24 protein-coding genes are annotated in these 25375 nt (G+C 70.4%); 11 read left to right on the plus strand and 13 right to left on the minus strand.

Going from position 1 to position 25375, the window contains the following annotated elements; all coding sequences use genetic code 11:
• Positions 1-81: 81 nt before the first annotated feature.
• Positions 82-636: a class I SAM-dependent methyltransferase gene (locus ACTOWL_RS14475; RefSeq protein ID WP_441321944.1), complete on the minus strand. Its 555-nt coding sequence runs from the start codon at positions 634-636 to the stop codon at positions 82-84.
• Positions 637-730: 94 nt separating this feature from the next.
• Here ACTOWL_RS14475 and ACTOWL_RS14480 point away from each other — a divergent pair, with 94 nt between their 5' ends.
• The 3 genes from ACTOWL_RS14480 to ACTOWL_RS14490 all read left to right on the plus strand — a co-directional run bounded on the left by ACTOWL_RS14480 (position 731) and on the right by ACTOWL_RS14490 (position 3719).
• Positions 731-1165: a DUF1178 family protein gene (locus tag ACTOWL_RS14480; protein ID WP_441321945.1), complete on the plus strand. Its 435-nt coding sequence runs from the start codon at positions 731-733 to the stop codon at positions 1163-1165.
• 218 nt (positions 1166-1383) lie between these two features.
• Positions 1384-2766 carry a hypothetical protein gene (locus ACTOWL_RS14485; protein WP_441321946.1) on the plus strand — a complete coding sequence of 461 codons (1383 nt, stop codon included), beginning with the start codon at positions 1384-1386 and terminating at the stop codon, positions 2764-2766.
• Positions 2763-3719 (plus strand): Wzz/FepE/Etk N-terminal domain-containing protein, encoded by a 957-nt coding sequence (locus ACTOWL_RS14490; protein ID WP_441321947.1) that lies wholly within the window; start codon positions 2763-2765, stop codon positions 3717-3719. Before ACTOWL_RS14485 ends, ACTOWL_RS14490 begins: the two co-directional genes overlap by 4 nt.
• Here ACTOWL_RS14490 and ACTOWL_RS14495 read toward each other — a convergent pair.
• Genes ACTOWL_RS14495 through ubiG form a run of 4 tightly spaced genes read right to left on the minus strand, consistent with a single transcriptional unit; the run spans position 3689 to position 7572 of the window.
• A complete protein-coding gene (locus ACTOWL_RS14495) occupies positions 3689-4687 on the minus strand; it encodes an NAD-dependent epimerase/dehydratase family protein (RefSeq protein ID WP_441321948.1) in 999 nt (332 codons plus the stop codon). The genes ACTOWL_RS14490 and ACTOWL_RS14495 overlap by 31 nt on opposite strands.
• Positions 4675-6033 (minus strand): glycosyltransferase family 4 protein, encoded by a 1359-nt coding sequence (locus ACTOWL_RS14500; protein ID WP_441321949.1) that lies wholly within the window; start codon positions 6031-6033, stop codon positions 4675-4677. Before ACTOWL_RS14500 ends, ACTOWL_RS14495 begins: the two co-directional genes overlap by 13 nt.
• Complete coding sequence (locus ACTOWL_RS14505) at positions 5939-6826, minus strand: NAD-dependent epimerase/dehydratase family protein (RefSeq protein WP_441321950.1); 888 nt, start codon at positions 6824-6826, stop codon at positions 5939-5941. The genes ACTOWL_RS14500 and ACTOWL_RS14505 overlap by 95 nt, the downstream gene beginning before the upstream one ends.
• Positions 6823-7572 (minus strand): bifunctional 2-polyprenyl-6-hydroxyphenol methylase/3-demethylubiquinol 3-O-methyltransferase UbiG, encoded by a 750-nt coding sequence (gene ubiG / locus ACTOWL_RS14510; protein WP_441321951.1) that lies wholly within the window; start codon positions 7570-7572, stop codon positions 6823-6825. Before ubiG ends, ACTOWL_RS14505 begins: the two co-directional genes overlap by 4 nt.
• Before the next feature lie 161 nt (positions 7573-7733).
• Here ubiG and ACTOWL_RS14515 point away from each other — a divergent pair, with 161 nt between their 5' ends.
• From ACTOWL_RS14515 to ACTOWL_RS14550, 8 genes are all read left to right on the plus strand, one after another.
• Positions 7734-8954, plus strand: coding sequence for an aspartate kinase (locus ACTOWL_RS14515; protein ID WP_441321952.1), 1221 nt, complete (start codon positions 7734-7736; stop codon positions 8952-8954).
• A gap of 13 nt (positions 8955-8967) precedes the next feature.
• Positions 8968-11250 (plus strand): phosphoenolpyruvate--protein phosphotransferase, encoded by a 2283-nt coding sequence (gene ptsP / locus ACTOWL_RS14520; protein WP_441321953.1) that lies wholly within the window; start codon positions 8968-8970, stop codon positions 11248-11250.
• A 158-nt stretch (positions 11251-11408) separates the two neighbouring features.
• A complete protein-coding gene (locus ACTOWL_RS14525; RefSeq protein ID WP_441321954.1) occupies positions 11409-12560 on the plus strand; it encodes a helix-turn-helix domain-containing protein in 1152 nt (383 codons plus the stop codon).
• A gap of 106 nt (positions 12561-12666) precedes the next feature.
• Complete coding sequence (ispG, locus tag ACTOWL_RS14530) at positions 12667-13806, plus strand: flavodoxin-dependent (E)-4-hydroxy-3-methylbut-2-enyl-diphosphate synthase (RefSeq protein ID WP_441321955.1); 1140 nt, start codon at positions 12667-12669, stop codon at positions 13804-13806.
• 77 nt (positions 13807-13883) lie between these two features.
• A complete protein-coding gene (prfA, locus tag ACTOWL_RS14535) occupies positions 13884-14963 on the plus strand; it encodes a peptide chain release factor 1 (protein ID WP_441321956.1) in 1080 nt (359 codons plus the stop codon).
• A complete protein-coding gene (prmC, locus tag ACTOWL_RS14540; protein ID WP_441321957.1) occupies positions 14960-15850 on the plus strand; it encodes a peptide chain release factor N(5)-glutamine methyltransferase in 891 nt (296 codons plus the stop codon). The genes prfA and prmC overlap by 4 nt, the downstream gene beginning before the upstream one ends.
• Positions 15851-15998: 148 nt before the next feature.
• Positions 15999-17159 (plus strand): DUF4167 domain-containing protein, encoded by a 1161-nt coding sequence (locus tag ACTOWL_RS14545; protein WP_441321958.1) that lies wholly within the window; start codon positions 15999-16001, stop codon positions 17157-17159.
• Between the two features lie 119 nt (positions 17160-17278).
• Positions 17279-17785, plus strand: coding sequence for a PRC-barrel domain-containing protein (locus ACTOWL_RS14550; RefSeq protein WP_441321959.1), 507 nt, complete (start codon positions 17279-17281; stop codon positions 17783-17785).
• Positions 17786-17888: 103 nt separating this feature from the next.
• Here ACTOWL_RS14550 and ACTOWL_RS14555 read toward each other — a convergent pair whose 3' ends face one another.
• The 8 genes from ACTOWL_RS14555 to ACTOWL_RS14590 form a co-directional block, all read right to left on the minus strand.
• On the minus strand, positions 17889-19172 hold the full coding sequence (locus tag ACTOWL_RS14555) for an aminotransferase class III-fold pyridoxal phosphate-dependent enzyme (RefSeq protein WP_441321960.1): 1284 nt from the start codon (positions 19170-19172) through the stop codon (positions 17889-17891).
• Between the two features lie 8 nt (positions 19173-19180).
• Positions 19181-19942, minus strand: a complete 762-nt coding sequence (locus ACTOWL_RS14560; RefSeq protein WP_441321961.1) for a cytidylyltransferase domain-containing protein — start codon at positions 19940-19942, stop codon at positions 19181-19183.
• On the minus strand, positions 19939-21204 hold the full coding sequence (locus ACTOWL_RS14565; protein WP_441321962.1) for an aldo/keto reductase: 1266 nt from the start codon (positions 21202-21204) through the stop codon (positions 19939-19941). Before ACTOWL_RS14565 ends, ACTOWL_RS14560 begins: the two co-directional genes overlap by 4 nt.
• Positions 21201-21977, minus strand: coding sequence for a GNAT family N-acetyltransferase (locus tag ACTOWL_RS14570; RefSeq protein WP_441321963.1), 777 nt, complete (start codon positions 21975-21977; stop codon positions 21201-21203). Before ACTOWL_RS14570 ends, ACTOWL_RS14565 begins: the two co-directional genes overlap by 4 nt.
• A gap of 270 nt (positions 21978-22247) precedes the next feature.
• Complete coding sequence (locus ACTOWL_RS14575; protein ID WP_441321964.1) at positions 22248-23186, minus strand: electron transfer flavoprotein subunit alpha/FixB family protein; 939 nt, start codon at positions 23184-23186, stop codon at positions 22248-22250.
• Positions 23187-23203: 17 nt separating this feature from the next.
• Positions 23204-23953: an electron transfer flavoprotein subunit beta/FixA family protein gene (locus ACTOWL_RS14580; RefSeq protein ID WP_441321965.1), complete on the minus strand. Its 750-nt coding sequence runs from the start codon at positions 23951-23953 to the stop codon at positions 23204-23206.
• Between the two features lie 171 nt (positions 23954-24124).
• Entirely contained in the window at positions 24125-24607 is a 483-nt protein-coding gene (locus tag ACTOWL_RS14585; RefSeq protein WP_441321966.1) for a hypothetical protein, read from the minus strand.
• Between the two features lie 80 nt (positions 24608-24687).
• Positions 24688-25284, minus strand: a complete 597-nt coding sequence (locus tag ACTOWL_RS14590; RefSeq protein ID WP_441321967.1) for an SCO family protein — start codon at positions 25282-25284, stop codon at positions 24688-24690.
• Positions 25285-25375: the final 91 nt, after the last annotated feature.

Consider the following 25375-nt stretch of genomic DNA (forward strand, 5'->3'; position numbering starts at 1 on the left):
CCTGTCTCCTTCGACTGCAAATGCCTGACGTTTTCGCAAATCCAGCCGATCCTACCGGCTCCCGATGCGGGTGAGGAGCGCTCAGGGCGCGGGCAGGGGATGCGGTTCGGGCGACCCGTCCAGCGCCGGCACCGGCGTCCGGTCGGCAACGGCGCAGATCCGCTGCACCACCGCGGCGCGGGGCGAGGCGACCTCGCCATGCTCATAGGCCACGACCTGCAGCCGCCCGGCCACCGCCTCCAAGAGCTCCCCGGCCTTGAGCAGATAGGCCGGGGTGGACGGTCGGCCGAAGCGCTGGTTGCCCTGGGCGAAGGTCTCGTAGATCAGCACCCCGCCGGGGGCCAGCGCCTCGACGATCACCGGCAGCAGCGGCCGGTGCAGGTAGTTGGCGACGACGATGCCGGCGAAGCGGCGCCCGGCGAAGGGCCAGGGGCCGGCCTCGATGTCGGCCTGCACGATCTCGACCCCCTCCGCACCGGCCAGGTCCGCCACGCCCTGCAGCTCGATGTCGACGCCGGCCACGGCATGGCCGCGGGCCCGGAAATCTCGCAGATGGCGACCGCTGCCGCAGGCGAGATCGAGCACCGGAGCGGTCTTCGGCACCAGCGGCGCGAAGCGCGCGACCCATGCGGACACAGGGGGGATATGCGGCATCGGCGGGATGTGAGGCGTCATTTTCTTTGCGGCCCGGGACAGACCATCGTATGACAAAAGCGGAGCATGGAATGCGATGATCCTGTACGAATTGCGATGTGAGGGCGGCCACGGATTCGAGGCCTGGTTCCGCAACAGCGACACCTATGACGCGCAGGTCGCGGCGGGCGAGGTCAATTGCCCGATCTGCGGCAGCGGCTCGGTCGAGAAGGCGCTGATGGCGCCGGCGATCGCCAAGCGGTCATCGGCCAAGCGTTCGTCGGAAGACGGGCACCGGACCCACACCACCATGGCCGAGGCCCGCCGCGAGCTGGAGGGCCTGCGCCGCCGGATCGAGGAAAACTGCGAGTATGTCGGCGACCGCTTCGCCGAGGAAGCGCGCAAGATCCACCACGAAGAAACCGGGCACCGCGACATCTACGGCGAGGCGACCGAGGCCGAGGCGCGCGAGCTCGAGGAAGAAGGCATCGGCGTCGCCCGCATACCCTGGGTGTCGCGCACCGATTCCTGATCGCGCCGGCCGGTCCGGCCCGCCACCACCTTGATTTGATCGGAGCCGCGGTTTCTGCTCGCGTTCCGTGCGTCGTCTCTTGTCACCGCCTCTCCTTACGGGTTAGTGGGGTGTATGCTGGGGGCCGTCGGTTCATGCCGTCGAGTCTCCACGGCGTGCCCCTGATCCTATGGCGCGGGCTAATGAATATATGTCTTTTGTCCAATAATTACCGGACGATGTTCTTCGAGAGGATCGGGCGCGGCCTCGAGCGGAAGGGGGTTGGGATCTTCTGGATCGCGGCCAGCCGGCGGTGGGCGGATGCGCTGATCCAAAAGGGCTGGCGCCGCGACCGGATCCTCTGCCTCGCCGATTTCAAGGATGAATGGCGCGCGGCGCCGCCGGCGGACCCGGACGATGCCGGGCTGACCGAGCTCGAGGCCGGCGGGCTGGCCGCCAACGAAGTCGTGCTGATGGACCGGGAGCTGTGCAAGCGGCCCTATGGCAAGGCCTATCTGGTCGTGGCCACGCGGGAAATCTCGCGCTTCCTGCAGGCCCACGACATCCGGGCCGCGTTCGGCGAGCAGACCTGGGCCTTCGAGCTGGCCACGGCGCTGCTGTGCAAGGCCCAGGGGCGGGGCTATTTCGTCCCGGCCACGGTGCGGGTGCCGTCCGACCGCTTCGGCTTCTTCACCGACCACAGCCAGACCGGGATCTACGAGGTCCGCAAGCCGGACCGGTCGGACCGCGAGGCCGCCGACGCCATCCTCGAGGCGCTGCGCGGCCGCACCTACCGGCCCTACTACTTCCACATCAACAACAAGATCCGGTTCCTCCGCCGCCACTGGCTCGGCGAATCCGTGGTGCAGACCTTCTCCAAGGTGACGGACGGCGACGAGACCCTGCCGACCCTGGCGCACCGCTCGCGCTGGCGCTTCAGCCGGATCGTCAACACCTACCGGGTCCGCTGGCAGAAGCCGTTCGAGCGCGACGGCATCCCGGGCACGCGACCCTTCGTGCTGGTGACGATGCACATGCAGCCGGAGGCGTCGATCGACGTCGTCGTCCACCGCAAGGCGAACCAGATCGAGAATGTCCGGGCCCTGTCGCGGGTGATCCCGCATGGCTGGGAGATCTACGTCAAGGAGCACTCGAACGCGCTCGGCTTCCGCCCGCCGCGCTATTATGACGAGCTGCGGCGGATCCCGGGCGTCCGCCTGGTCGATCCCCATGCCGACACCTTCCGGCTGATGGAGGCGGCGAAGCTGGTGCTGTCGCCCTCCGGCACGGTCTGCCTCGAGGCCGGCCTGCTCGGCCTCAAGGCCGGGACTTTCGCGCCGATGTACTTCGCGCCGGTGATGTCGCCGGGCACGATCGACCTGTCGGCACTGACCCGCGCCGGCTTCGAGCGGCTGCTGCAGCGCGACGACCGCGACGGCCGGGTCGAGCCGGCCGCCTTCCTGGGCTGGCTCTACGCCCAGTCCTTCCCCGGCCGGGTCGGGGATCCGGTCCACGACCCCGGCAGCATGACCGAGGAGAACGTCGCGATCGTGGTCGATGGCTTCATGACGCTGCTCCGGACCGTCGAGGCGCGTCGGCAACTGGATGCGAGCGCGGCATGACCTTCGCCAGCGACCATCATCGCCTCAGCCCCGTGCCCAGCACCGCCGACATCGCGCCCGACCGCGAGCGCCCGACCGAGACCATCGCTCAGGAGCTGATCGGTTCGGCCTGGCGTCATAAATGGTTGGTCGCTTTTATCACGCTGGTGGTGATCGGCCTCGGCGTGGCCTGGATCGTGGTGGCGCCGACGCGCTTCACCTCGCGGCTCGTCGTCATGCCGACCGAGGCGTCGCAGCAGCTGTCCGACCTGCTGCGCAACGCCGGCTCCTCGGTGATCGCCAATTCCCTCACCAGCCTGACCGGTAACGAGCAGATCACCTATTTCGACCGCTTCTCCAAGCAGCTCACCTCGGTGAACACGGCGTCGGCGCTGAAGGAGCATGCCGGGCTGATCGAGAGCCTGATGAATCTGCGCTGGAACGACCAGAAGAAGTTCTGGGAGAGCGATTCGTTCCTGACCCCGGCCAAGGCTTATGTCGGCCTCGACACCGACGTCGACACCAGCGCCCAGGCGGTCGCCGAGTTCCTGCGCAAGAATCTCAACCAGGAGCAGGACCGGGATTCGCCGATCACCACCCTGTCGCTCGACGCCACCGACGCCGAGGTGGCGCGCCGGACCCTGGGCTATCTGCACCAGTACAGCGACGATCGGATCAAGCAGGCGATCTATCAGCAGACTCAGAGCAAGCTCGAATACCTGCAGCGGCGGCTGCAGAGCGTCACCGTCAACGACTATCGGCAGACCCTGATCGGCCTGATCCTGGACCAGGAGAAGATCCTGATGCTGATCCAGCCGAACCTGCCCTTCGCCGCCGAGGCGCTGGAACCGCCGGAGGTGCTGTCGGAGCCGACCTCGCCGAAGAAGGCCCGCATCCTAGCCGTGGCCGGGCTGCTCGGCCTCGCGCTCGGCACCTTCTTCGCCTATCGCCTCGACCGCAGGCGCCGGGGCTGAGGCCGGACGGCGTAGGCGGTCTGGCTGACCGGGCGGAGTTCGGCTCCGAGGGTCCGCTGCACCAGGTCGCGCAGCCCCTCCTCGAGCGACCATTTCGGGGTCCAGCCCAGCGCCGAGCGGATCTTGCTGGTGTCGGCGGAGAGCGACGGGCGGTCGAACTTGCGGAACTGCTTCTGGTCCTCGACCACCGGCCGGGGGTCGCCGACCAGGCGCCGGAGGATCTCGACCACGTCGCGCACCGGCGTCGGCACCGATGAGGCGACGTTGAACACCTCGAACCGGCCGGTGTCCTGGAACAGCGCGGCGATGGCGGCGTCGGCGATGTCGGCGATGTGGATGAAGTCGCGGGTGGCGCCGAGATAGCCCATGCGGATCTCCGGCTGCGACCGGTCGCGCATGCGCGCCAGGGCGTCGGGGATCAGATGCGGGTTGGTCTCGCCCGGGCCGAAGGCGTTGGCGAAGCGCAGGGCCACGCCGGACAGCCGGCCGTTGGTGCGGGTGGCATAGGCCAGCAGATCCTCGCCCAGCAGCTTCGACAGGCCGTAGGCGTTGACCGGGGCGGGCTGGTCGGTCTCGCGATGGACCCGGTCGACCGCGGCGTAGACATCCATGGTCGAGGCGAAGACGACCTTGCGCGCCGGGGTGCGCTCGAGCGCGCGCAGCACCAGCTCGGTGCCCCGGACATTGGTGGCGAAGGTTTCGTCCGGGTGGTTCATGCAATAGGGGATGAAATGGATCGCGGCGAAATGGACGGCGCCGTCCGGCTGGAACTCCTCGGCCACCTCCATCAGCTCGGCGCTGCTGCAGGTGCCGAGGTTGAGGCGCTTGAACACCGCCGCCTCGGGCAGCGAGCTCTCGAGGCCGAAGGACAGGTTGTCGACGGCCAGGATCTCGTGGCCGTCGCGCGCCAGGCGCCGGGTGATCTGGCTGCCGATGAATCCGGCCGCACCCGTGATCAGAATGCGCATGAATCCTGAACCTTCACCTTTGAAATTCCGGCCACGGCACGGCTCTCGATCCGTTCCGCGAGCGCCTGCCAATCCAGCTCGTCGGCGCGATCCAGCCCGCGCTGGGACAGTTCCTCCCATCGGTCGGCGGCGCTGATCAGCCCGCCGGTGAAGGCCTCGATCTCCGGCTCGGTGACGATGCCGCAGCCGTAATGGTCGACGACGTCGCTGGTGCCGTTCTCCGGGAAGCGCGCGGTCACCGTCGGCAGGCCGCTGGCCATGGCCTCGGCGACGACGCGGGGAAAGCCCTCGCGCCGGCTCGAGATCGCCAGCAGCCTGGCCCCGCCCAGCAGGTCGATCTTCTGCTGCTCGCTGACCGGGCCCAGGATCCGGATCTGCCCCGCGGCCGGCGAGGCCGCCGCATGGGCGCGCAGCGCCGGCAGCTCGGGGCCGTCCCCGGCGATCACCAGCGCGTCGCCGCCCAGCGGCCCGACCCGGTTGTGGCCGGCCGTCTTCAGCCGGGCGAAGGCGTCGATCAGGAAGGTCAGGTTCTTGTGCGCGGTGATGCGGCCGAGATACAGGATGTCGCGGCGCTCCGCGGCCGGCAGGCTGCGATAGGCGGACCGGCGGATGCCGCTCGGCAGGTAGAACACCGGCCGGCCGGAGACGGCGCCGATGCGGTCGCACACCGCCGGGCCGACGCCCATGTTCTGCCCGCTCAGGCGCGGCAGCATCCATTGCATGAGCCGGTAGAAGCGGGCGTCGCGCACCTCGCACCAGTCGACAACGGCGTGCTTCCGGGCGCTGCGCGGCGCGAAGGCGATATGGGCCAGGGGCCATTGGTTGAACAGGCTGAGGTCGAAGCTGCGCGCCTTGAGAACGCCTCGCACCCAGGTTGCATATTTTAGTATGGTGACCGGATTCCGAGGCAATACACGGGATTGCGGCCGGCGATAGTGCTCATCCACGGGAAAGCGATGGACTTCGATACCACCCAGAGTTTCCCGTTCCAGCAGATCTCGCCTGTGCGCGATGCAATATACCGAGACATCGTGGCCGCGTTCCCGAAAGACTTGCGCGAGTTCGGCAAAGCGAATTTCCTGCCCGCCAATGCTCGGAGGATACAATTCGGTGAAAATCCCGATATTCATCCCGGCCCACCAGCGGACGCGCACAATATAGCATGCGCTAATTTTATTGAACTCATTAGCAAGAATTAGATAACACAGGGTGGACTGGCGGCAAGAACAAAATTCCACGGCAGAGATGCCGTCAGCCTCCTTTCGGCGCCGCTTCGGACCGGCGCGGCCAGGCGTCGAGCCACAGCTGCTCGGCCAGCGCCTCGCGGAAATTATGCTGCGGGGCATAGCCGATCGTCTGTCGCGCCGCGTCGATGGCGTAGACCCGGTCGATCGTGGCCGGCAGCCGCCAGCCGAGCTGCCGGTAGGCGCCTTCGACGAAGGGGTGGTGCCGGCGCAGCGCCGGCAGCGGGTCCCGGCGCAGCTGCCCGCAATCCTCCGCCGTGAACGGGCTGGCGGCGGCGATGTTCAGCACTGCGGTCTCGCCGCCCGGCCGCTCCGCCGCCAGGAGATGGGCGGCCGCGACGTCCCGCGGGTCGACGCCGCGGTACAGCCGGTCGTTCACCGTCTCGTTCGGCGGTGCCGGGAAGAACCGGCCGCAGCGCAGGATCAGGCAGCCGTCCGGGAAGGATCCGGCGGCCGCCAGGACCAGGGCCTCGGCATCGCGCTTGCTCTCCTCATAGGGCGTCTCCGGCGCCGCCGGCAGGCTCTCGGTCACCCAGACCGCGGCGTCGGCATCGCGGATCGCGCCGCCATACAGCGCGGTGGTGCTGGTCAGCACCAGCCGCCGTATCCCGGCGTCGCGCGCCGCGGCGATCACCGCCTCGGTGCCGCCGACATTGATCCGCCGGATCTCCCCGGCCGCGGACGGCCCGGCCGGGCCGCCGTTCAGCCCGGCCGTGTGGATCACGGCGCGGGCGCCGCGGAAGGCCCGGCGCCGGGTGACCCCGTCGAGGATGTCGGCGCGGTGGGTTACGGTCGGCGCCTCGGCCCGGTCGACCCCCGCCACCGGGCCCGTGCACAGCAGCGAGGTGACGATGCGGGAGCCGAGATAGCCGGCGCTGCCCGTGACGACGATCATCCCGGCTTGGCCGCCGTCAGGATGTAGTTCACCGCCAGATGGTGCGGCGCCAGCCGCCAGCCGCCGCCGCGCGGGTCGGGCACCATGCCGGCGATGTCGCCGACCTCCAGCCCGGCCCGGCGCAGCGCCGCCGCCAGTTCGTGCGGCTTCAGGAACTTGCGCCACTCATGGGTGCCGCGCGGGATGATCCGCAGCAGGTGCTCGGCGCCGAGGATGGCGACGGCCCAGCTGCGGCGGGTACGGTTCAGGGTCGACATCACCAGCGTCCCGCCCGGCCGCAGCAGCGCCCCCAGGGCCTGGCAGAAGGCGTCGACATCGGCGACATGCTCGACGATCTCCAGCGCCAGCACCGCGTCGAAGCGGATGCCGGAGGCGGCGAGATCCTCGGCGCTGCTGCAGCGATAGTCGATGGCGAGGCCGGATTCGGCGGCATGGGCGCGGGCGACGCCGATCGCCTCGGCCCCGGCATCGACCCCGGTGACCGTGGCGCCCAGCCGGGCCATCGGCTCGGACAGCAGGCCGCCGCCGCAGCCGATGTCGAGGATCCTGAGGCCGGACAGCGGCTTCGGCGCCAGCGGGTCTCGGCCCAGCCGGGCGCAGATCCGGTCGCGGATGTAGCCGATGCGCAGCGGATTCATCCGGTGCAGCGGGCGGAACTTGCCGTCCGGGTCCCACCAGTCCGCCGCCATCGACTCGAAGCGGGCGATCTCGGCGGAATCGATCGTCGCCGCCGGGCTTTGCGCCATGAAGAAGGGTCCTCGTCTTTAAACCTTGCATCGCCGACGGCGACGCAACACGGGGGACGTTGCGTCGGTCTCGGCGACGCAGTATGGGTAGCGGGCCTCGCGGCCGCAATGCCGGCATTCCGGCCCGCGGCGCCCCTGTCACTTCAAACCCGCGGCGGCCGATGGCGCGCATTGTTCAGAAGTTTGGCGGCACGTCGGTCGCCGATGTCGAGCGGATCAAGAACGTCGCCCGTCGGGTGCAGGCGGAGGTCGCGCGCGGCAACCAGGTCTCGGTCGTGGTGTCGGCGATGTCCGGCGTCACCAACCAGCTGGTGAAGTACTGCAACGACATCTCGCCGCTGCATGATCCGCGCGAATACGACGCGGTCGTGGCCTCGGGCGAGCAGGTCACCTCCGGCCTCCTGGCCCTGGCGCTGCAGGAGATCGGCCTGCCGGCGCGGTCGTTCCAGGGCTGGCAGGTGGCGGTGCACACCGACGGCTCGCACGCCAAGGCCCGCATCCTCGACATCGACGCCCGGCTGCTCGAAGAGTCGCTGGCGCGCGGCGAGGTGCCGGTGATCGCCGGCTTCCAGGGCGTCTCCGACGCCGGCCGCATCACCACGCTGGGCCGCGGCGGCTCCGACACCTCGGCGGTGGCGCTGGCCGCCGCGCTGAAGGCGGACCGCTGCGACATCTACACCGATGTCGACGGCGTCTACACCTGCGATCCACGGATCGTGCGCAAGGCGCGCAAGCTCGATAAGATCACGTATGAAGAGATGCTGGAGATGGCATCGCTCGGCGCCAAGGTGCTGCAGACCCGCTCGGTCGAGATGGCGATGAACCATCGGGTCCGGGTGCAGGTGCTGTCCAGCTTCGAAGATGTGCCGGGAACCCTGGTGGTGGACGAGGACGAGATCGTGGAGAAAGAGGTCGTCAGCGGGATCGCGTACAGCCGGGACGAGGCGAAGATCACCGTGGTCCGCGTGCCGGACCGGCCCGGCGTGGCGGCGGCGATCTTCGGGCCGCTGACCGATGCCAACATCAATGTCGACATGATCGTCCAGAACATCTCCGAGGACGGCCAGGCGACGGACCTGACCTTCACCGTCGGCAAGGCGGATCTGGAGCGCGCGGTCAAGGTGCTGTCCCAGCACAAGGAGACGCTGGGCTACAGCCACCTGATCCCGGACGAGAACGTGGTCAAGATCTCGGTGATCGGCGTCGGCATGCGCAGCCATGCCGGCGTCGCCCAGCGCATGTTCAAGGCGCTGGCCGAGAACGGCATCAACATCCAGGTGATCTCGACCTCGGAGATCAAGATCAGCGTGCTGGTGGCCGAGCAGTACACCGAGCTGGCGGTCCGCGCCCTGCACACCGCCTACGGCCTGGACAAGGCCTGATGGAGAGGGCCTGATGACCCGGCCGGCGGGCGGGCCCGCCCCGGGCATCGGGCCGTCGCGTCGCCTCCTCGCCCGCCTGCGCGACGTCATGGCGGGGTCGGGGACCGCGCAGTCGCGGCTCGACAAGATCGTCAAGCTGATCGCCGCCGAGGTGGTGGCCGAGGTCTGCTCCTGCTACGTCGCCCGCCCGGGCGACGTGCTGGAGCTGTTCGCCACCATCGGCCTCAACCCCGACGCGGTGCACCGCACCCGCCTCAGGGTCGGCGAGGGCCTGGTCGGCGAGATCGCGGCGACGGCCCGGCCGGTGGCCATCGCCAACGCGCCGACCCATCCGAAATTCGCCTACCGCCCGGAGACCGGCGAAGACCCCTACGAATCGCTGATGGGCGTGCCGATCCTGCGTGGCGGCAAGGTGCGCGGCGTGCTGGTCATCCAGAACCAGATGAAGCGCAACTACTCCGAGGACGAGGTCGAGACGCTCGAGACCATCGCCATGGTGGTGGCCGAGCTGATCGTCGGCGGCGAGATCGCGCGGCCGGGCGAGGTGGCGAGCCCGACCGCGGTGTCGCTGCCGGCCCGGCTGCACGGCATCGCCCTCAGCGGCGGCCTGGCCCAGGGCCTCGCGGTGCTGCACCGGACCCAGATCACCGTCCGCCAGATGGTGGCCGACGACCCGGTGGTGGAGCTGGAGCGCTTCCGCCAGGCGGTCGAGCACATGCACCGCTCGATCGACGACCTGGTGGCCGACCACCGCGCCGTCGGCATCGGCGAGGGCGGCGAGATCCTCGAGACCTACCGCATGTTCGCCGAGGATCGCGGCTGGCTCAGCCGGATCCACGAGGCGATCGACACCGGCCTGTCGGCCGAGGCGGCGGTGCAGCGCGTGCAGAACGACATGGCGGCGCGCATGGCCCGGGTCACCGACCCCTATCTGCGCGAGCGCCTGGTCGATTTCGACGACCTCGCCAACCGCCTGCTGCTGCATCTGGCCGGCCACACCTCGGCCGCGGCGCTCGGCACCCTGCCGGACGACATGGTGCTGATCGCCCGCGCCATCGGCCCGGCCGAGCTGCTCGACTACGACCGGCGCAAGCTGCGCGGCCTGGTGCTGGAGGAAGGGTCTGCGACCAGCCATGTCGCGATCATCGCCCGCGCCCTCGACATCCCGGTGGTCGGCCGCTGCGTCGAGGCGATGCGGCTGATCGAGCCGCTGGACCCGATCGTGGTCGACGGCGACCACGGCAACGTCTTCGTCCGCCCGTCCGAGGACGTGATCGAGACCATCACCAAGGCGATCCAGGTCCAGGCCGGGCAGCGCAAGGTCTATGCCGAGGAGGCGCGGCTGCCGGCGGTGACGCGCGACGGCACCGCCGTGTCGCTGATGCTGAACGCCGGCCTGCTGTCCGACATGCCGCATCTTGACGCGGTCGGCGCCGACGGCATCGGCCTGTACCGCACCGAGATCCCGTTCATGGTGCGGTCGGAATATCCCAGCGTCGCCACCCAGACCGACCTCTACGCCCGGGTGATGGACCTGGCCGAGGGCCGGCCGGTGGTGTTCCGCACCCTCGATGTCGGCGGCGACAAGCGGCTGCCCTATTTCGCCGAGATCGACGAGGACAATCCGGCGCTGGGCTGGCGCGCCATCCGCATCGGCCTCGACCGGCCGGCGATGCTGCGCCAGCAGCTGCGCGCCCTGATCCAGGGCGCCGCCGGGCGTCCCTTCGGGGTGATGTTCCCGATGGTGTCCGAGATCACCGAGCTGGACGCCGCCCGGGCGCTGTTCGACCGCGAGGTGGCGCGGGCCGCGGCCCAGGGCGCGCCGGTGTCGGACGAGATCACCGTCGGGGTGATGCTCGAGGTGCCGTCGCTGCTGTGGCAGCTCGACCAGGTGCTGCGCGCGGCCGATTTCGTCGCCGTCGGCTCGAACGACCTGATGCAGTATCTCTACGCCGCCGACCGCACCAACACCCGGGTGGCGCAGCGCTTCGACACGCTGTCGCCGGGGCTGATCGCCGCCCTGGCCGAAGCGGTGGCGCGCTGCGATGCCGCCGGGCGGCGAATCAGCCTGTGCGGCGAGATGGCGTCGCGGCCGATCGAGGCGATGACTCTGCTGGGCCTGGGATTCCGCACCCTGTCGATGCCGGCGACGTCGATCGGCGCGGTCAGGACTATGGTCCGCAGCCTGGATCTCGGCCATTTCTCGCGCTGGTTGTCCCGGGTCCGCGCCAATGCTCGCGGTTCGCTGCGCCCCGCCATCCGCGCCTACGCCCTCGACCATGACGTCGCAATATAGTGCGGCGAGTCTCGGATTCGTTTTGCTGTGCCGCCGGAATCGTCTTAATAAAGATTGTCGTCTCGGTCGTGGGGGAGTGGGCCTCGACATCATGACAGGGCGACGTGCCGGCTTTCATCTGTAACAATTTCGCTCAGCACAAAGCGGCTCGAAACGACATGGCCCAGAGCAATCGGAAACATCTCGCCGTGGTCCATGAGGCCGCGGACTCCCCAGACAACCCTGTCGATGCCGGGGCGGTGGATCACGTGATCGACATGAACGCACCGGTCGGCCGGATCCTCGCCCAGGCGCGCGAGATCTCCGGCTACAGCCTGTACGACGTGGCCGCGGCGCTGCGCATCCGGCACGGGCTGCTGCAGGCGATCGAGGACGGGCGGCACCAGGACCTGCCCGGTCCGGTCTACGCCATCGGCTTCGTCCGCACCTATGCCGAGTTCCTCGGCTTCGACGGCGATCAGGTGGTGGCCCGCTTCAAGCGCGAATCCACCGCGGTCGAGAAGAAGCCCGACCTGATCTTCCCGGCGCCGGTGCCGGAAGGCAGCCGCATCCCCGGCGGCGCGATCCTGATGATCGCAGTCCTGATCGGCGGCTTGGCCTATGCCGGCTGGTACTACCTGTCCTCGGCCAACCGCGACGTGGCGGCGGAGATCGCGGCCCTGCCGGCGCGCTTCGCGGCGCTGCTCGACGGCGGCACCCCGACCGAGCCGAATCCCGGCCCGGTGGTGCAGCCGGCCGCCCCGAACAGCGGTCCCAGCATGCAGGCGGCCGCCCCCGCGGCCGAACCCGGCCCCGGCGAGCGCATGACCGCCGGCCCGATCGTGCCGGGCCCGACCGCGCCGGCCGGCACCCCGGCGCTGCCGCTGCCGGAAACCCCGGCCCAGATCGCGGCGGCTCCGCCCGCCGTCCCTGCCGCAACCGCACCGCAGATCGCGGCGCCAGCGACCCAGCTGCCGGCCGCCATGGCCTTGGCCGACCGCCCGCTCGGCGCCGCCTTGGCGAACGAGCCGCCGGCGCCGCAGATCCCGGGCCCCGGCGACAGCCGCATCATGCTGCGCGCCAGCGCCGACAGCTGGGTCCAGATCCGCGACCGCCAGGGCGGGCTGGTGATGACCCGGGTGATGGCGGCGGGCGAGACCTACGCCGTGCCGCCGCAGGACGGCCAGCGCCTGACCACCGGCAATGCCGGCGGGCTGCAGGTCGAGGTCGACGGCCAGCCGGTGGCGTCGCTCGGCGGCCCCGGCCAGGTCGTGCGCAACATCGCGCTCGACCCGCAGAAGCTGCGGGGCGCGCCGGCCGCAGCCAATTGAGCGGGGCCGGCTGCACATGGTCGCATTGCCGCCTGCCGGATTGCGGGATCGGCGTGAAAGGGCCATGTTGTCGCGCAACGAACGCCGCATCACCTAAGGTCCCGTCATGAGCGCCGTCCGCGCCTATCGCCAGATTCAACGCCGGAAGTCCCGCCTGATCCATGTCGGCAAGGTTCCGGTCGGCGGCGATTCGCCGATCACCGTCCAGTCGATGACCAACACCCGGACCACGGACATCCAGGGCACGATCGACCAGATCCGGGCGCTCGAGATCGCCGGCGCCGACATCGTCCGCGTGTCCTGCCCGGACGAGGAGTCGAGCGCGGCGCTGAAGCACATCGTGCCGGAAGTGACCGTGCCGATCGTCGCGGACATCCATTTCCACTACAAGCGCGGCATCGAGGCGGCCCAGAACGGCGCCGCCTGCCTGCGCATCAACCCCGGCAACATCGGCTCGAAGGAGCGGGTGGCCGAGGTGGTGCGGGCGGCCAAGGACCATGGCTGCTCGATGCGGATCGGCGTCAATGCCGGCTCGCTGGAGCGCGAGTTGCTGGAGAAGTACGGCGAGCCCTGCCCGGAGGCGATGGTCGAGTCGGCGCTCAACCACATCCGCATCCTCGAGGACCACGACTTCTTCAACTTCAAGATCTCGTGCAAGGCGTCGGATGTGTTCTTGGCCGTCGCCGCCTACCAGGCGCTGGCCGAGGCCTGTGACTACCCGCTGCACGTCGGCGTCACCGAGGCCGGCGGCCTGCGCAGCGGCACGGTGAAGTCGTCGGTCGGTCTCGGCATGCTGCTGTGGTCCGGCATCGGCGACACGGTCCGCGTCTCGCTCTCCGCCGATCCGGTGGAGGAGGTCAAGGTCGGCTTCGACCTCTTGAAGTCGCTCGGCCTGCGCCACCGCGGCGTCAACATCATCTCCTGCCCGTCCTGCGCCCGGCAGCAGTTCGACGTGATCAAGACCGTCGAGGTGCTGGAGCAGCGCCTGGCCCACATCACCACGCCGATGACCGTCTCGGTGATCGGCTGCGTGGTCAACGGCCCGGGCGAGGCGACGATGACCGATATCGGCTTCACCGGCGGCGGCAAGGGCACGCATCAGGTCTACATCAACGGCCTGCCGAACCACCGGCTGAAGGACGAGGGCATCGTCGACCACCTGGTGTCCCTGGTCGAGGACAAGGCCAAGCAGATCGAGGCCGAGCGCGCCGCCGCCGAGGCGGCCTCGGCCCAGGCGGCGGAATGATCCGCCAGTCCGGCCGCTAGCGGGCTTCCGGTTGCTCTGTCCGTCCGACCGGCCCGTTCCCTTGATTTGAGCCTTCCGTGCAACTCGACGAAAACCTGAACCGCGTCCTGTCCCGCGTGGCCGAGCTGCGCGACGGCATGGGCACCGGCAAGCTGACGCCGGACCAGTTCACCGCCTATTCCAAGGAATATTCCGAGCTCGAGCCGCTCGCCGAGGAGATCGCGGCGCTGCATCGCGGCCGGGCCGAGCTGGCCGAGCTCGAGGCCATGGCCGCGGCCGAGACCGATCCGGAGATGAAGGCCCTGGCGCAGGAGGAGCTGTTCGCCCTCCGCGACAGCCTGCCGGCGCTGGAGCGGCGGGTGCAGGTGCAGCTGCTGCCGAAGGACGAGGCCGACGACCGCAACGCCATCCTCGAGGTCCGCGCCGGCACTGGCGGCGACGAGGCGGCGCTGTTCGCCGCCGACCTGTTCCGGATGTACCAGCGCTACGCCGCGATCCGCGGCTGGCGCTTCGAGGTGATGGACATCGCCGACACGCCGCTCGGCGGCTACAAGGAGGCCTCGGCCGAGATCAGTGGCCGCGGCGTCTTCGCCCGGCTGAAGTTCGAGAGCGGCGCCCACCGCGTCCAGCGCGTGCCGGAGACCGAGACCCAGGGCCGCATCCACACCTCCGCCGCCACCGTCGCGGTGCTGCCGGAGGCGGAGGAGGTCGACATCCAGATCGACGACAAGGATCTGCGGGTCGACGTGTTCCGGGCCCAGGGTGCCGGCGGCCAGCACGTCAACAAGACCGAGAGCGCGGTCCGCATCACCCATCTGGCGACCGGCATCGTGGTGGTGATGCAGGACGAGAAGTCGCAGCACAAGAACCGCGCCAAGGCGATGAAGATCCTGCGCGCCCGGCTGTACGAGGCCGAGCGGGCGGCCAAGGACGCGGTGCGCGCCGCCGACCGCAAGAGCCAGGTCGGCAGCGGCGACCGGTCGGAGCGGATCCGCACCTACAACTTCCCGCAGGGGCGGGTGACCGACCACCGCATCAACCTGACGCTGTACAAGATCGAGCGGGTGCTGGCGGGCGAGGCGCTGGACGAGTTGGTCGAGGCGCTGATCGCCGAGGACGAGGCCGCCCGCCTCGCCGCCCTCGCCGACCAGCCGTGAGCCTCCGCGCCCCAAAGATCGCCGAAGCCCTCCGCGACGGCACCGCGCGGCTGGCCGGCGCCGGCATCGACAGCGCCCTGTCCGACGCCCGGCTGCTGCTGATGCACGCCCTCGACATCGACCGCACCGGCCTGCTGTCGCGCGCCGCCGAGCCGCTGCCGCAGGAGGCCGCCGAGCGCTACGCCGCATCCCTGGCCCGCCGGGCGACGCGCGAGCCGGTGTCGCGCATCCTCGGACGGCGCGAGTTCTGGAGCCTCGATTTCGCGCTCGGCCCGGCGACGCTGGACCCGCGGCCGGACAGCGAGACGCTGGTCGAGGCAGCGCTGGCCGCCGCCCCGGACCGGCCGCTGCGCGTGCTCGACCTCGGCACCGGCACCGGCTGCCTGCTGCTCGCCGTGCTGCACGACCGGCCTGCCGCCTTCGGCATCGGCGTCGACCACAGCGAGGCCGCGGCCCGGGTGGCGCGGGACAATGCGCGCGCCCTGGGCCTGGCGGATCGCGCCGGCTTCCTGGTCGGCGACTGGGCGACGGCGCTGGCCGGCCGCTTCGACCTCGTCCTGTCCAACCCGCCCTATATCCCCGATTCCGACATCGCGGCGCTGGAGCCCGAGGTGCGCGAGCACGACCCGCGCCTGGCCCTGTCCGGCGGGGCCGACGGGCTCGACGCCTACCGCGCTTTGGCGGCGGCGCTGCCGGATCTGCTGGCGCCCGGCGGCGCGGCGGTGGTCGAGCTCGGCATCGGCCAGGCGGCGGATGTGGCGGCGCTGTTCCGCGGTGCGGGGCTTGACATCGCCGGCACGCCGCACGATCTGGCAGGCATACCGCGTTGTCTGGTTGCAACGTTGGGGACGAAAAAAGCATTTGGCCCGACGCCGGATTGCCGTTAGGGTCCCCTTATTCCGTCATTTCCGGGCTTGACCGCTTGAGGCGGCCGCCATTCCGGCGCTGGAAGCGGCGATGACGCTGGGCCCGGCCGCATCAGGCGGCGGCGAGGGACGGCAGCGCGGCAAACAGCGATCTGCAGAAGCAAGGCTGATGAGACCAGGACCGAATTCGCGGCGTGCGCGCGGCAGGAACGGCGGCGGTGGTGGCGGCGGCGGGAGCCCCGGTGGCGGTGGTGGCGGTGGCCAGCAGCGCCGGCCGAACGCACTGCCCAACCGCAACCAGACCATCGACAGCAATGGACCGGACATCCGCATCCGCGGCAATGTCTTCCAGGTCTATGACAAGTACATGGGGCTGGCCCGCGATGCTCAGGCGTCGGGCGACCGCGTCATGGCGGAGAACTACCAGCAGCATGCGGAGCACTATGTCCGCATCATCAACGCCATGAACGAGGCCTACGGTGCGCCGCAGCACCAGCCGAGCCAGGACAGCAACCGCGACCAGCCGGGCGTCGATGCCGACTACGATCCGCTGACCAGCCCGCCGCCGCAGCAGCAGCGCCGCGAGTTCGAGGCGCGCAACGACGGTGGCGACCGGCAGCAGCGGCGGGACTTCGAGCCGCGCAACGACGGCGGTGACCGTCAGCAGGGCCGTGACTTCGAGCCGCGCAACGAGGGCGACCGGCCGCAGCGCCGCGAGTTCGAGGGCCGCGGCGACGGCGGTGACCGTCAGAACCGCGACCAGGGCTTCCGGAATCGGGAGCAGGGGTTCCGCGAGAACCGTCCACCGCGCGACCGCGACCAGGGCTTCCGCGACCAGAATCGCGATCAGGGGCAGGGCCGTGATGAAGGGCAGCGCGACCGTTTCCGCGGCCCGCGCGACGGCCGTCCGGACTATCGTGGCGACCGGCCACAGCCGCCGGATCTGAACGCGCCGCAGCCGCACATCCCGAGCCCGCTCGATCCGGAGCCGATCGACAATCCGGCTTCGGCCAGCTTCGGCGCCGACCCGCGGGACCAGGAGGACAGCGGCCTCGACACCGAGCTCGCTCTGCCGGCCTCGATCGTCGCCCGGCCCCGCCGCGGCCGTCCGCCGCGGACGCCGGCCCCGGTCGAATCCGTGCCGTCGGATCAGTCGGCTCCCGCCGTTCCGGTGGCCGCGGCACCTCAGCCGGTCCAGCCGGAAGCCGCTGCGCAGCCGGGCCTGCCCGGCGTCGCGGCGGAGGAGGCCGCCCCGGCGAAGCGCCGGCCCGGCCGGCCGCGCAAGGTGAAGGTGGAGGACACCCCCGCCGAGCCGTCCGGCGGCGAGTAGATTTCCGATCCGAACCGAAAGCCCGGCGCTCCGCCGGGCTTTCGTCGTTTCGGGGGAACCGCGCCGCCGGACCTCCCGTTGCTCAGGTATCTCCATGAGATCCTCGAGGAGGACCGATCATGCGCAAGACCTTGATGGCAACTGCTTCCGCCGTCGCCCTGCTGGCCCTGCCGGCACTGGCGCAGACGACGACGCAGCCTCCCGCCGACACCACCGCCCCCGCCACGGCCGCCCCATCTGCGGCGGCTCCCGCCGGCACGGTTGCAGAGGGTCAGCAGCAGCTTCCCGACACGCATATGCTTGGCTCGGATCTGATCGGTGCTAGCGTCAGCAACGCCAATGGCGAATCGATCGGCGAGACCTCGGACGTGCTGGTCGGCAAGGACAGCAAGACGGTGGATGCCGTGGTCATCGATGTCGGGGGCTTCCTCGGCATCGGCTCGAAATCCGTGGCCATTCCGCTCGACAAGCTGACCATCGGCGCCCGGCCCGATGAGGGCGTGAAAACGGCCATGACCAAGGAGCAGCTGGAAGCGCTGCCCGCCTTCGAGGGCCGCAAGGCCGAAGAGCCCGCGGCTCCGGCCACCGGCACGACGGGCGGGACCACCACCGGTTCGGGCGGCTAGCACGCCCGGCTGCTTCGCCGCCGGCAGGGGCGGTGAAAGAGCCACCCCGTCGGACCGGGAGCAATCCCGGGCCGGCGGGGTGGACTCGTTTTGAGTGGTGTTCCTACCGTACGCGGAACAGCGGCACCAACGGTTCGCAGCGCAGCTCCGCCCGCACCCGCTGCTGGCCGATCGCCGCCGAGAGCAGGGCGAACACCTCGTCATAGATCGTCAGCACGCGGTCGACATCGGCCCGGCTGTGGGCATAGCTCATATTGTGGCTGCCGAGCGAGAGCAGGCCGCGGGCGAAGATCTCCTGCAGCCACAGCGTCTTGATCTCGAAGGCGCTGGCGTCCGGGTGGTCCTTGATCGCCAGGAAGGTCCAGGACGGGTGGCCGGACAGCGACAGCACCTCGCCCAGCTTGTGCCGCTCGATCAGCGCCGCGGTGCCGTCGCGCAGGGTCGTGCCCAGCTCGGCCATGTGCCGGGTCACCGGCTCGCGCACCACCTTGTCCAGCGTCGCCCGGGCGGCGGCCAGCGACAGCGTCTCGCCGCCCATGGTGAAGGAGAAGAAGATCTCCTCCATCTCCATCATCAGGTCGCGCCGGCCGCACACCGCCGACAGCGGATAGCCGTTGGCGATGCCCTTGCCCAGAGTGGTCAGGTCGGGGATGACGCCGAACAGCTCCTGCGCCCCGCCATTGGCGACGCGGAAGCCGGTGATGGTCTCGTCGAACACCAGCACCGTGCCGTGCCTGGTCGCCCGCTCGCGCACCCCTTCCAGATAGCCCGCGGCCGGGAAGGCGACGTTCATCGGCTCCATCACGATCGCGGCCACGGAATGCTCGTCCAGCAGCCGGTCCAGCGCCGCCAGGTCGTTGTAGGGGAAGATGTGGGTCAGGGCGCGGGTCGACTCCGGCACGCCGCGGTTGCGGGCGGTGGCGCCGATATACCAGTCCTGCCAGCCGTGATAGCCGCAGACCAGCACATGGTCGCGGCCGGTGTAAGCCCGCGCCACCCGGACCGCCCCGGCGGTGGCGTCCGACCCGTTCTTGCCGAACCGCACCATCTCGGCCGACGGCACGATCGCCACCAGCCGCTCGGCCACCTCGGCCTCCAGCGGGCTCGACAGGCTGAAGATGGTGCCGTGCTCGACCTGCGCCTTGACCGCGGCGGTGACGTCCGGGTCGTTGTAGCCCAGCGTCACCGACGCCAGGCCGTTGATGAAGTCGATGTACTCGTTGCCGTCGACGTCCCACAGCCGGCTGCCCTGGCCGCGGGCGGCGAAATAGGGCGACACGCCGAGCGGATACTGCGTGATGCTCTTGCTGAAGGTCTGGGCGCCCAGCGGGATGGTCTGCCGGGCCCGGTCGAGCATCGCCTCGGATGCCGCATAACGTTCTGCCACTGTGGTCCTCACGGTTTGGCGGCGTCCTGAGCGAGCGAGCGCTCCAGGCCCTCGTTCCGCCGGTGGGCGCGGTTGAGCGCGGCGATCTCCGGATGCACCGCCAGGAAAGCCAGGATCTCGTCGGTGCCGAAGGCGGGATTCGCCGGGTACAGCGCGGCGTAGACCGCCCGCACCATCGCCAGGTCCTCCGGCGTGTCGACGGTCCAGCGCTGGTCGGACAGGTCGGTGTCGCCGACCAGGCTGCCGAGGCGGAACCGCTCCGGCCGGGTGTAGATGAAGCGGGTGACGTGCTCGCGCTCCGACGGCAGCGTCGCCTCGCGCCACGCCGCCTCCAGCACCTCGGCGCGCATCACCTCGGCGTCCAGCCCGTCGGGCCAGCGCGGCGTCAGCGTGTTGCAGGAATGGTCGTAGCCGCCGGCGACATGCAGCTCGACCAGCCGGTCGATCAGCTCCGGGTCGATCAGCGGGCAGTCGCCGGTCAGGCGCACGATCTGGCCGGCACCGCTTCCGGCCGCGGCGGCGTGGAAGCGGTCCAGCACATCGTCCAGGCTGCCGCGGAAGCACTCGACGCTGATCCGGGCGGCCAGCTCGGCCAGCGCGTCATCGGCGGCGTCGGTGCTGGTCGCCAGCACCAGCCGGTCGATCGTCCGGCAGCGCCGCAGCCGCTCGACCTGCCGTGCCAGCATCGGCTCGCCGAGCAGGTCGGCCATCACCTTGCCGGGCAGCCGCGACGAGGACATCCGCGCCTGCAGGATCGCCAGCACCGTCATGCCCGCTCCCAATAGGTCGTGTCGTCCAGGATGAAGCGGCCTCCGGCCCGGGTCCAGCCGGCGCGCGCGAAGGGATCCGCTTCCGCCGCGGTCAGGCGGCGCAGCCCGAGCTGCTCGAAGGCCAGCCGCATCGCCAGCGCCACCGCCTCGTCCTGCCAGTCGGCAGGCATTTCTCCCGCGTCCTGCAGGGCGAGGACGGCCTCGCCCGAGGCCCGGTCGACCGGGCCGATCCGGACAGCACCGCGGGAATCGCCGCCCTCCTTCGGCTGTACCGCCAGCACCGTGGTCTCGCCGGAGGCCGCCGGCCGCAGCGCCACGGCGATCCCGGTCAGGATCGCGGCCGGGCGGTTGCCGGAGGGCCACAGCGCCGGATTCAGCACCAGGTCGTCGATCGATCGCACCGGCGCCACCGCCGGCGGGGCCGCGGCCGCGGCCTGCAGGATGCCGGCCAGCTCCTCCGGCCGGGTCACGCCGACCCGGGCGGTGCCGATCTCCGGCCGCCCGATCACCGCGCCCAGCGCCGCGGCCAGCGGGTCGGCGCCCGCTGCGGCGACGGCGTCGCGCCAGCGCCCGATCAGCGCCGCGGCCTGCGGCGAGACGCCGGCGGCACGGCCGGGTGGGGCCAGCAGCAGCCCCTGCAGGAAGACCGACCGGGCGTGCAGCTCGATCCCCCGATCCGCCAGCGCCGCCAGACGCGGCGGGCCGATCCGCCCGTCCACCGCGTTCCAGGGCAGTTGCACGATGTCGAGCGGATAGCGCGCCAGCACGGCGTCGAGCTGCCCGGCGCTGTAGATCGAGGCGCCGATGCGCTCGACCTCGCCGGCCCGCTGCAGATCTTCCATCGCCGCCCACAGCGCCGGGCCGCCGGGCCGCAGCAGGTCGTTGGCGTTGTGGGTCAGCAGGCCGGCCAGCCGGTCACGGCGCAGCTTCGTCCGCGACGCCGCGAAGGCGTCCAGCACGGCGCGCCGGATGTCGCCGTCGTCGCGCAACCCGCCCAGATGCGGCGTCTTGGTGACGATGCGGAAGCGGTGCGCCGCCGGCAGCACCGCGCCCAGCACCTGCTCGGCGGTGCCGTAGGCCGGGGCGGTGTCGAGCACGCCGATGCCGGCAGCGGCCGCCGCCTCCAGGATCGCCGCCACATCCTCGGGCGGGCAGATGCCGCGGTCGTTGGCGATGCCGTAGTCGAGCCCGAACTGGGCGGTGCCGAGGCCGAGCGCCGCGGCGCCACGCCAAGGTGGCGAGGCGAGCGGTGCGGCGCTCAAGATCCGGCCAGGCGGCGTCTCGGCGTGGCCTCGGCCCCATCGCCCTCCAGGACGCCGCGCTCGAACGCCTCGATCTCGGCCTTGTAGAGCGGCAGCTCGCGGTCGAGGAACTCGCCCAGCCGGGTGGCGAAGCCCTGCCGCGGCAGCCCGGCGATCAGCCGCAGCATGACGTCGTTGCCGGGCCACAGCTGCCCGCCGCGCCGGGCCTTCAGCGCCGCATAGTCCTCGTGCAGGCAGCAGATCATGACGGCGTTGCTGACGGTCTCGCGCCCCTTGACGAAGCCGCGGCGCATGATCCCGTCGGTGAAGTAGCCCAGCAGCTCCAGCCACTGGTTCCAGCGCGCCAGGCCGGGATGGGCCTGGCCGGCCCAGACCCGGTCCAGCCCCATGCGCTGGAAGGCATGATCGGTCACCCGGGCCATCGCCTCGAGCTGGATCAGCTGGCGGCCCGGCAGCGGCTCGCCGACCACCAGCGAGATCTGGGCCGAGCGGGCGACCCAGTCGATCGCCGACAGCGAGATGATGCCGTAGAGCGGCCCGCCGCCCTTGCCGCAGATCAGCACGGCGAAGCGGTCGCGCTTGCGGATCGATTCGAGGAAGCTGCGCTGGTCCTCGATGTGGTTCGGGTAGATGCCCTGGGACAGCCAGCGCGTCGTCTTCGCGTCGTTGAACCAGTCGGCCCAGCCGTCGGTGATCGCCTGCTCGGACGGGACGCAGAGGTCGAGGGTCTCGCCCTCGATGAAGACGGAATAGCGCGGCGTCTCATCCGCCATACGGGCGAATCCCTCTGCTGCCCTGCGGTCGCGCGCACGATTCGGCCCGGCGCCTGCCGGACGTCCCTTCGCTGTGGCGCAGCTCGATGTGCAAAATCGGCGATCCGCAATCGGTGGTCGAAAACGCCCTATCGGCGGACAACCGGCCCGTCCTGTCAAGCGGAACAAGACGCCGTCCGCCATAGCCGGATAGGACCGGCCCGGCAGCAAAAAGGCGCATCCCGGAGGATGCGCCTTTCCGCGTCTTGAACGGTGGACCGAAGTGTCGCCTCAGCCCTTCTTGAGTTCGGCCTCAAGCTCCGGGATCAGCTTGAACAGGTCGCCGACCAGGCCGTAATCGGCGACCTGGAAGATCGGCGCCTCCTCGTCCTTGTTGATGGCGACGATGACCTTGCTGTCCTTCATGCCCGCCAGGTGCTGGATCGCGCCGGAGATGCCGACGGCGATGTACAGGTCCGGCGCCACCACCTTGCCGGTCTGGCCGACCTGGTAGTCGTTCGGCACGTAGCCGGCGTCGACCGCGGCACGGCTGGCGCCGATGGCGGCGCCGAGATGGTCGGCGATGCCCTCGAGGATCTTGAAGTTCTCGGACGAGCCCATGGCGCGGCCGCCGGAGATGATGATCCGGGCCGAGGTCAGCTCCGGCCGCTCGGACTTGCTCAGCTCCTGGCCGACGAAGCTCGACAGGCCGGCATCGGCCTTGGCCTCGATCGATTCGACCGCAGCCGAGCCGCCCTCGGCGGCCGCGGCCTCGAAGGCGGTGCTGCGCACCGTGATCACCTTGATCGGGTCGCTCGACTGCACCGTGGCGATGGCATTGCCGGCATAGATCGGCCGCTCGAAGGTGTCGGGCGAATCGACCGCGGTGATCTCGGAGATCTGCTGCACGTCGAGCAGGGCGGCGACGCGCGGCAGCAGGTTCTTGCCGGCGCTGGTCGCGGTGGCGAGAACGTGGCTGTAGCCCTTGGCCAGGTCCACCACCAGCGGCGCCACGGCCTCGGCCAGCTGGTGCTCCAGCGCCGGGGCCTCGGCCAGCAGCACCTTGGCGACGCCGGCCACCTTGGCCGCGGCGTCGGCCGCCGGCCGGGCGCCGGATCCGGCGACCAGGATGTGGACGTCGCCGCCGATCTTCTGCGCCGCGGTGACGGCATGCAGGGTGGCGGCTTTCAGCGTGGCGTTGTCGTGGTCGGCAACGATCAGGATCGACATGTCTTGGTCCCCCGCCCTCAGATCACGCGTGCTTCGGTCTTCAGCTTGGCCACCAGCTCCTGCACGCTGGCGACCTTGACGCCGCCCTTGCGCTTCGCCGGCTCGACCACCTTCAGCGTCTTCAGCCGCGGCGCCGGGTCGACGCCGAGATCGGCCGGGCTGACGATGTCCAGCTGCTTCTTCTTCGCCTTCATGATGTTCGGCAGCGACGCGTAGCGCGGCTCGTTCAGGCGCAGATCGGTGGTGATGATCGCCGGCAGCTTGACCCGGATGGTCTCCAGCCCGCCATCGACCTCGCGGGTGACCAGCGCGGCGCCGTCCTCCAGCACCAGCTTCGAGGCGAAGGTCGCCTGGCCCCAGCCCAGCAGGGCGGCCAGCGCCTGGCCGGTCTGGTTGGCGTCGTCGTCGATCGCCTGCTTGCCCAGGATCACCAGCTGCGGCTGCTCCTTGTCGACCAGCGCCTTCAGGATCTTGGCCACGGCCAGCGGCTGCAGCTCGACATCGGTCTGCACCAGGATGCCGCGGTCGGCGCCCATCGCCAGCGCGGTGCGGATCGTCTCCTGCGCCTGCTGCGGGCCGACCGAGACGGCCACGACCTCGGTCGCCTTGCCGGCTTCCTTGGCGCGGATCGCCTCCTCGACCGAGATCTCGTCGAAGGGGTTCATCGACATCTTGACGTTGGCCATGTCGACGCCCGACCCGTCGGCCTTGACCCGGACCTTGACGTTGAAGTCGATCACCCGTTTGACCGGGACCAGGATCTTCATCGGCTCGCACTCCATCGGACGGCGCTTTTCGCGCTGCAGAAAGACGCTTTTAGAGCCCGCAAGCGGGATCGGCAACCGCCCTGGGGCGGATAGCGAACAGAGGCCCGATTTCCGGGCCCGGGGTCCATCCGATCCGCGACGGTTTGTGCTCCGCCGCCGACGGCGATGCGGTTACGGCTTCGGCTGGCCGGGGTCGAAGGTCGGACCGCCCATGCAGGGCGCGACGATGTCGGAGCATTGGGCGGTGCGGAGATAGCCGCCCGAGGTGCGGTAGCGGACCTCGGCGACCCGGCCGTCGACCAGGGTGAAGGTCGCCTCGCAGTAGTTCGGGTCCAGCGCGCTGGTGCCGATCTTCTGGCCGACGCCGGCATTGACCGGCTCGATGCCCATGCCGCTTCCGGCCGAGCCGCCGAAGGCGCCGATGCTGGCAGCCTCGTCCGCGGCCATCCCGGCGCTCTGATAGGTCAGGTAGTGGGTGTTGCCGTCGCTGCGGCTGCGGGACGGCGTGCCGGCACAGGACAGGAGGCGGGCCTCGCTCAGCCCGACAAGGTCGTTCTGGGCCGTCAGCGCCTGCTGCTGCCGGGCCTCGCGCTCGGAACAGCCGTTGAGGACGAGGAAGGCGATCCCGGCCAGGACGGCGTGGCGAAGGGTCATGAGGCAACTCCCGAGAACCAACGACAGGTTGCGGCCACGATAGCACGCCGGGCAGGATCGCAACCCCGTTCGTGGCCTCGTCAGAGTTGCTTCGAGATTCTCTGCGCCATGTCCTGCGGCGACAGCTGCGGCGGCAGGATGTCCAGCACCTGCCAGTCCGGCCCCATCATGTAGACGAAGGCGGAATGGTCCATCGAATAGGCGCCGTCCTGCTGCGGCGCCTTCTTGTAGTAGACGCGGAAGGCCTTGGCCGCCTGGGCGATCTGGTCGGCCGAGCCGGTCAGTCCGACCATGCGGGGGTGGAAGGCCTGGGCGTACTGCCCGACCACCTCGGGCGTGTCGCGCTCCGGGTCGACGGTGACGAACACCGGCACCACCCCCTCGGCCTTCGGCCCCAGCGTGTCCAGCGCCGCCGCCATGGTCGACAGCTCGGTCGGGCAGACATCGGGGCAGTTGGTGAAGCCGAAGAAGACCAGCGCGTCCTTGCCGGCGAAATCCTTCTCGGTGACCGGCTTGCCGGCCTGGTCGACCAGCGCGATCGGGCCGCCGACCGAGCCGAAGCCCTGGCCGACGACGCCGCCGCTGCCGGGGGGGCCGAGCCAGAAGGCCACGGCCGCGGCGATGGCGATGGCGGGCACCGCCAGCGCCAGGATCCGCAGGATCCGTTTCGTCCACATCTCGACCGGCCTTCCCCCGTGAGTCATTGTCCTCCGTCATAGGCCCTGCGTCCTTCCAACGGAAGCGCGCGCGGCGTCGCAGAACGGACGA

It is taken from the genome of Inquilinus sp. CA228, from assembly GCF_052078665.1.
Lineage (GTDB): Bacteria > Pseudomonadota > Alphaproteobacteria > DSM-16000 > Inquilinaceae > Inquilinus.

Coding starts and splice junctions, on each gene's coding strand:
- ptsP (WP_441321953.1), top strand. CDS start 8,968: ATGACCCGGCCGGCGGGCGGGCCCGCCCCGGGCATCGGGCCGTCGCGT.
- ACTOWL_RS14560 (WP_441321961.1), bottom strand. CDS start 19,942: ATGACGGTGCTGGCGATCCTGCAGGCGCGGATGTCCTCGTCGCGGCTG.
- ACTOWL_RS14495 (WP_441321948.1), bottom strand. CDS start 4,687: ATGCGCATTCTGATCACGGGTGCGGCCGGATTCATCGGCAGCCAGATC.
- ACTOWL_RS14570 (WP_441321963.1), bottom strand. CDS start 21,977: ATGGCGGATGAGACGCCGCGCTATTCCGTCTTCATCGAGGGCGAGACC.
- ACTOWL_RS14575 (WP_441321964.1), bottom strand. CDS start 23,186: ATGTCGATCCTGATCGTTGCCGACCACGACAACGCCACGCTGAAAGCC.
- ispG (WP_441321955.1), top strand. CDS start 12,667: ATGAGCGCCGTCCGCGCCTATCGCCAGATTCAACGCCGGAAGTCCCGC.
- ACTOWL_RS14505 (WP_441321950.1), bottom strand. CDS start 6,826: ATGATCGTCGTCACGGGCAGCGCCGGCTATCTCGGCTCCCGCATCGTC.
- ACTOWL_RS14550 (WP_441321959.1), top strand. CDS start 17,279: ATGCGCAAGACCTTGATGGCAACTGCTTCCGCCGTCGCCCTGCTGGCC.
- ACTOWL_RS14580 (WP_441321965.1), bottom strand. CDS start 23,953: ATGAAGATCCTGGTCCCGGTCAAACGGGTGATCGACTTCAACGTCAAG.
- ACTOWL_RS14525 (WP_441321954.1), top strand. CDS start 11,409: ATGGCCCAGAGCAATCGGAAACATCTCGCCGTGGTCCATGAGGCCGCG.
- ACTOWL_RS14590 (WP_441321967.1), bottom strand. CDS start 25,284: ATGTGGACGAAACGGATCCTGCGGATCCTGGCGCTGGCGGTGCCCGCC.
- ACTOWL_RS14545 (WP_441321958.1), top strand. CDS start 15,999: ATGAGACCAGGACCGAATTCGCGGCGTGCGCGCGGCAGGAACGGCGGC.
- ACTOWL_RS14500 (WP_441321949.1), bottom strand. CDS start 6,033: ATGCCCCGCAGCATAATTTCCGCGAGGCGCTGGCCGAGCAGCTGTGGC.
- ACTOWL_RS14490 (WP_441321947.1), top strand. CDS start 2,763: ATGACCTTCGCCAGCGACCATCATCGCCTCAGCCCCGTGCCCAGCACC.
- ubiG (WP_441321951.1), bottom strand. CDS start 7,572: ATGGCGCAAAGCCCGGCGGCGACGATCGATTCCGCCGAGATCGCCCGC.
- ACTOWL_RS14515 (WP_441321952.1), top strand. CDS start 7,734: ATGGCGCGCATTGTTCAGAAGTTTGGCGGCACGTCGGTCGCCGATGTC.
- ACTOWL_RS14485 (WP_441321946.1), top strand. CDS start 1,384: ATGTTCTTCGAGAGGATCGGGCGCGGCCTCGAGCGGAAGGGGGTTGGG.
- ACTOWL_RS14480 (WP_441321945.1), top strand. CDS start 731: ATGATCCTGTACGAATTGCGATGTGAGGGCGGCCACGGATTCGAGGCC.
- ACTOWL_RS14585 (WP_441321966.1), bottom strand. CDS start 24,607: ATGACCCTTCGCCACGCCGTCCTGGCCGGGATCGCCTTCCTCGTCCTC.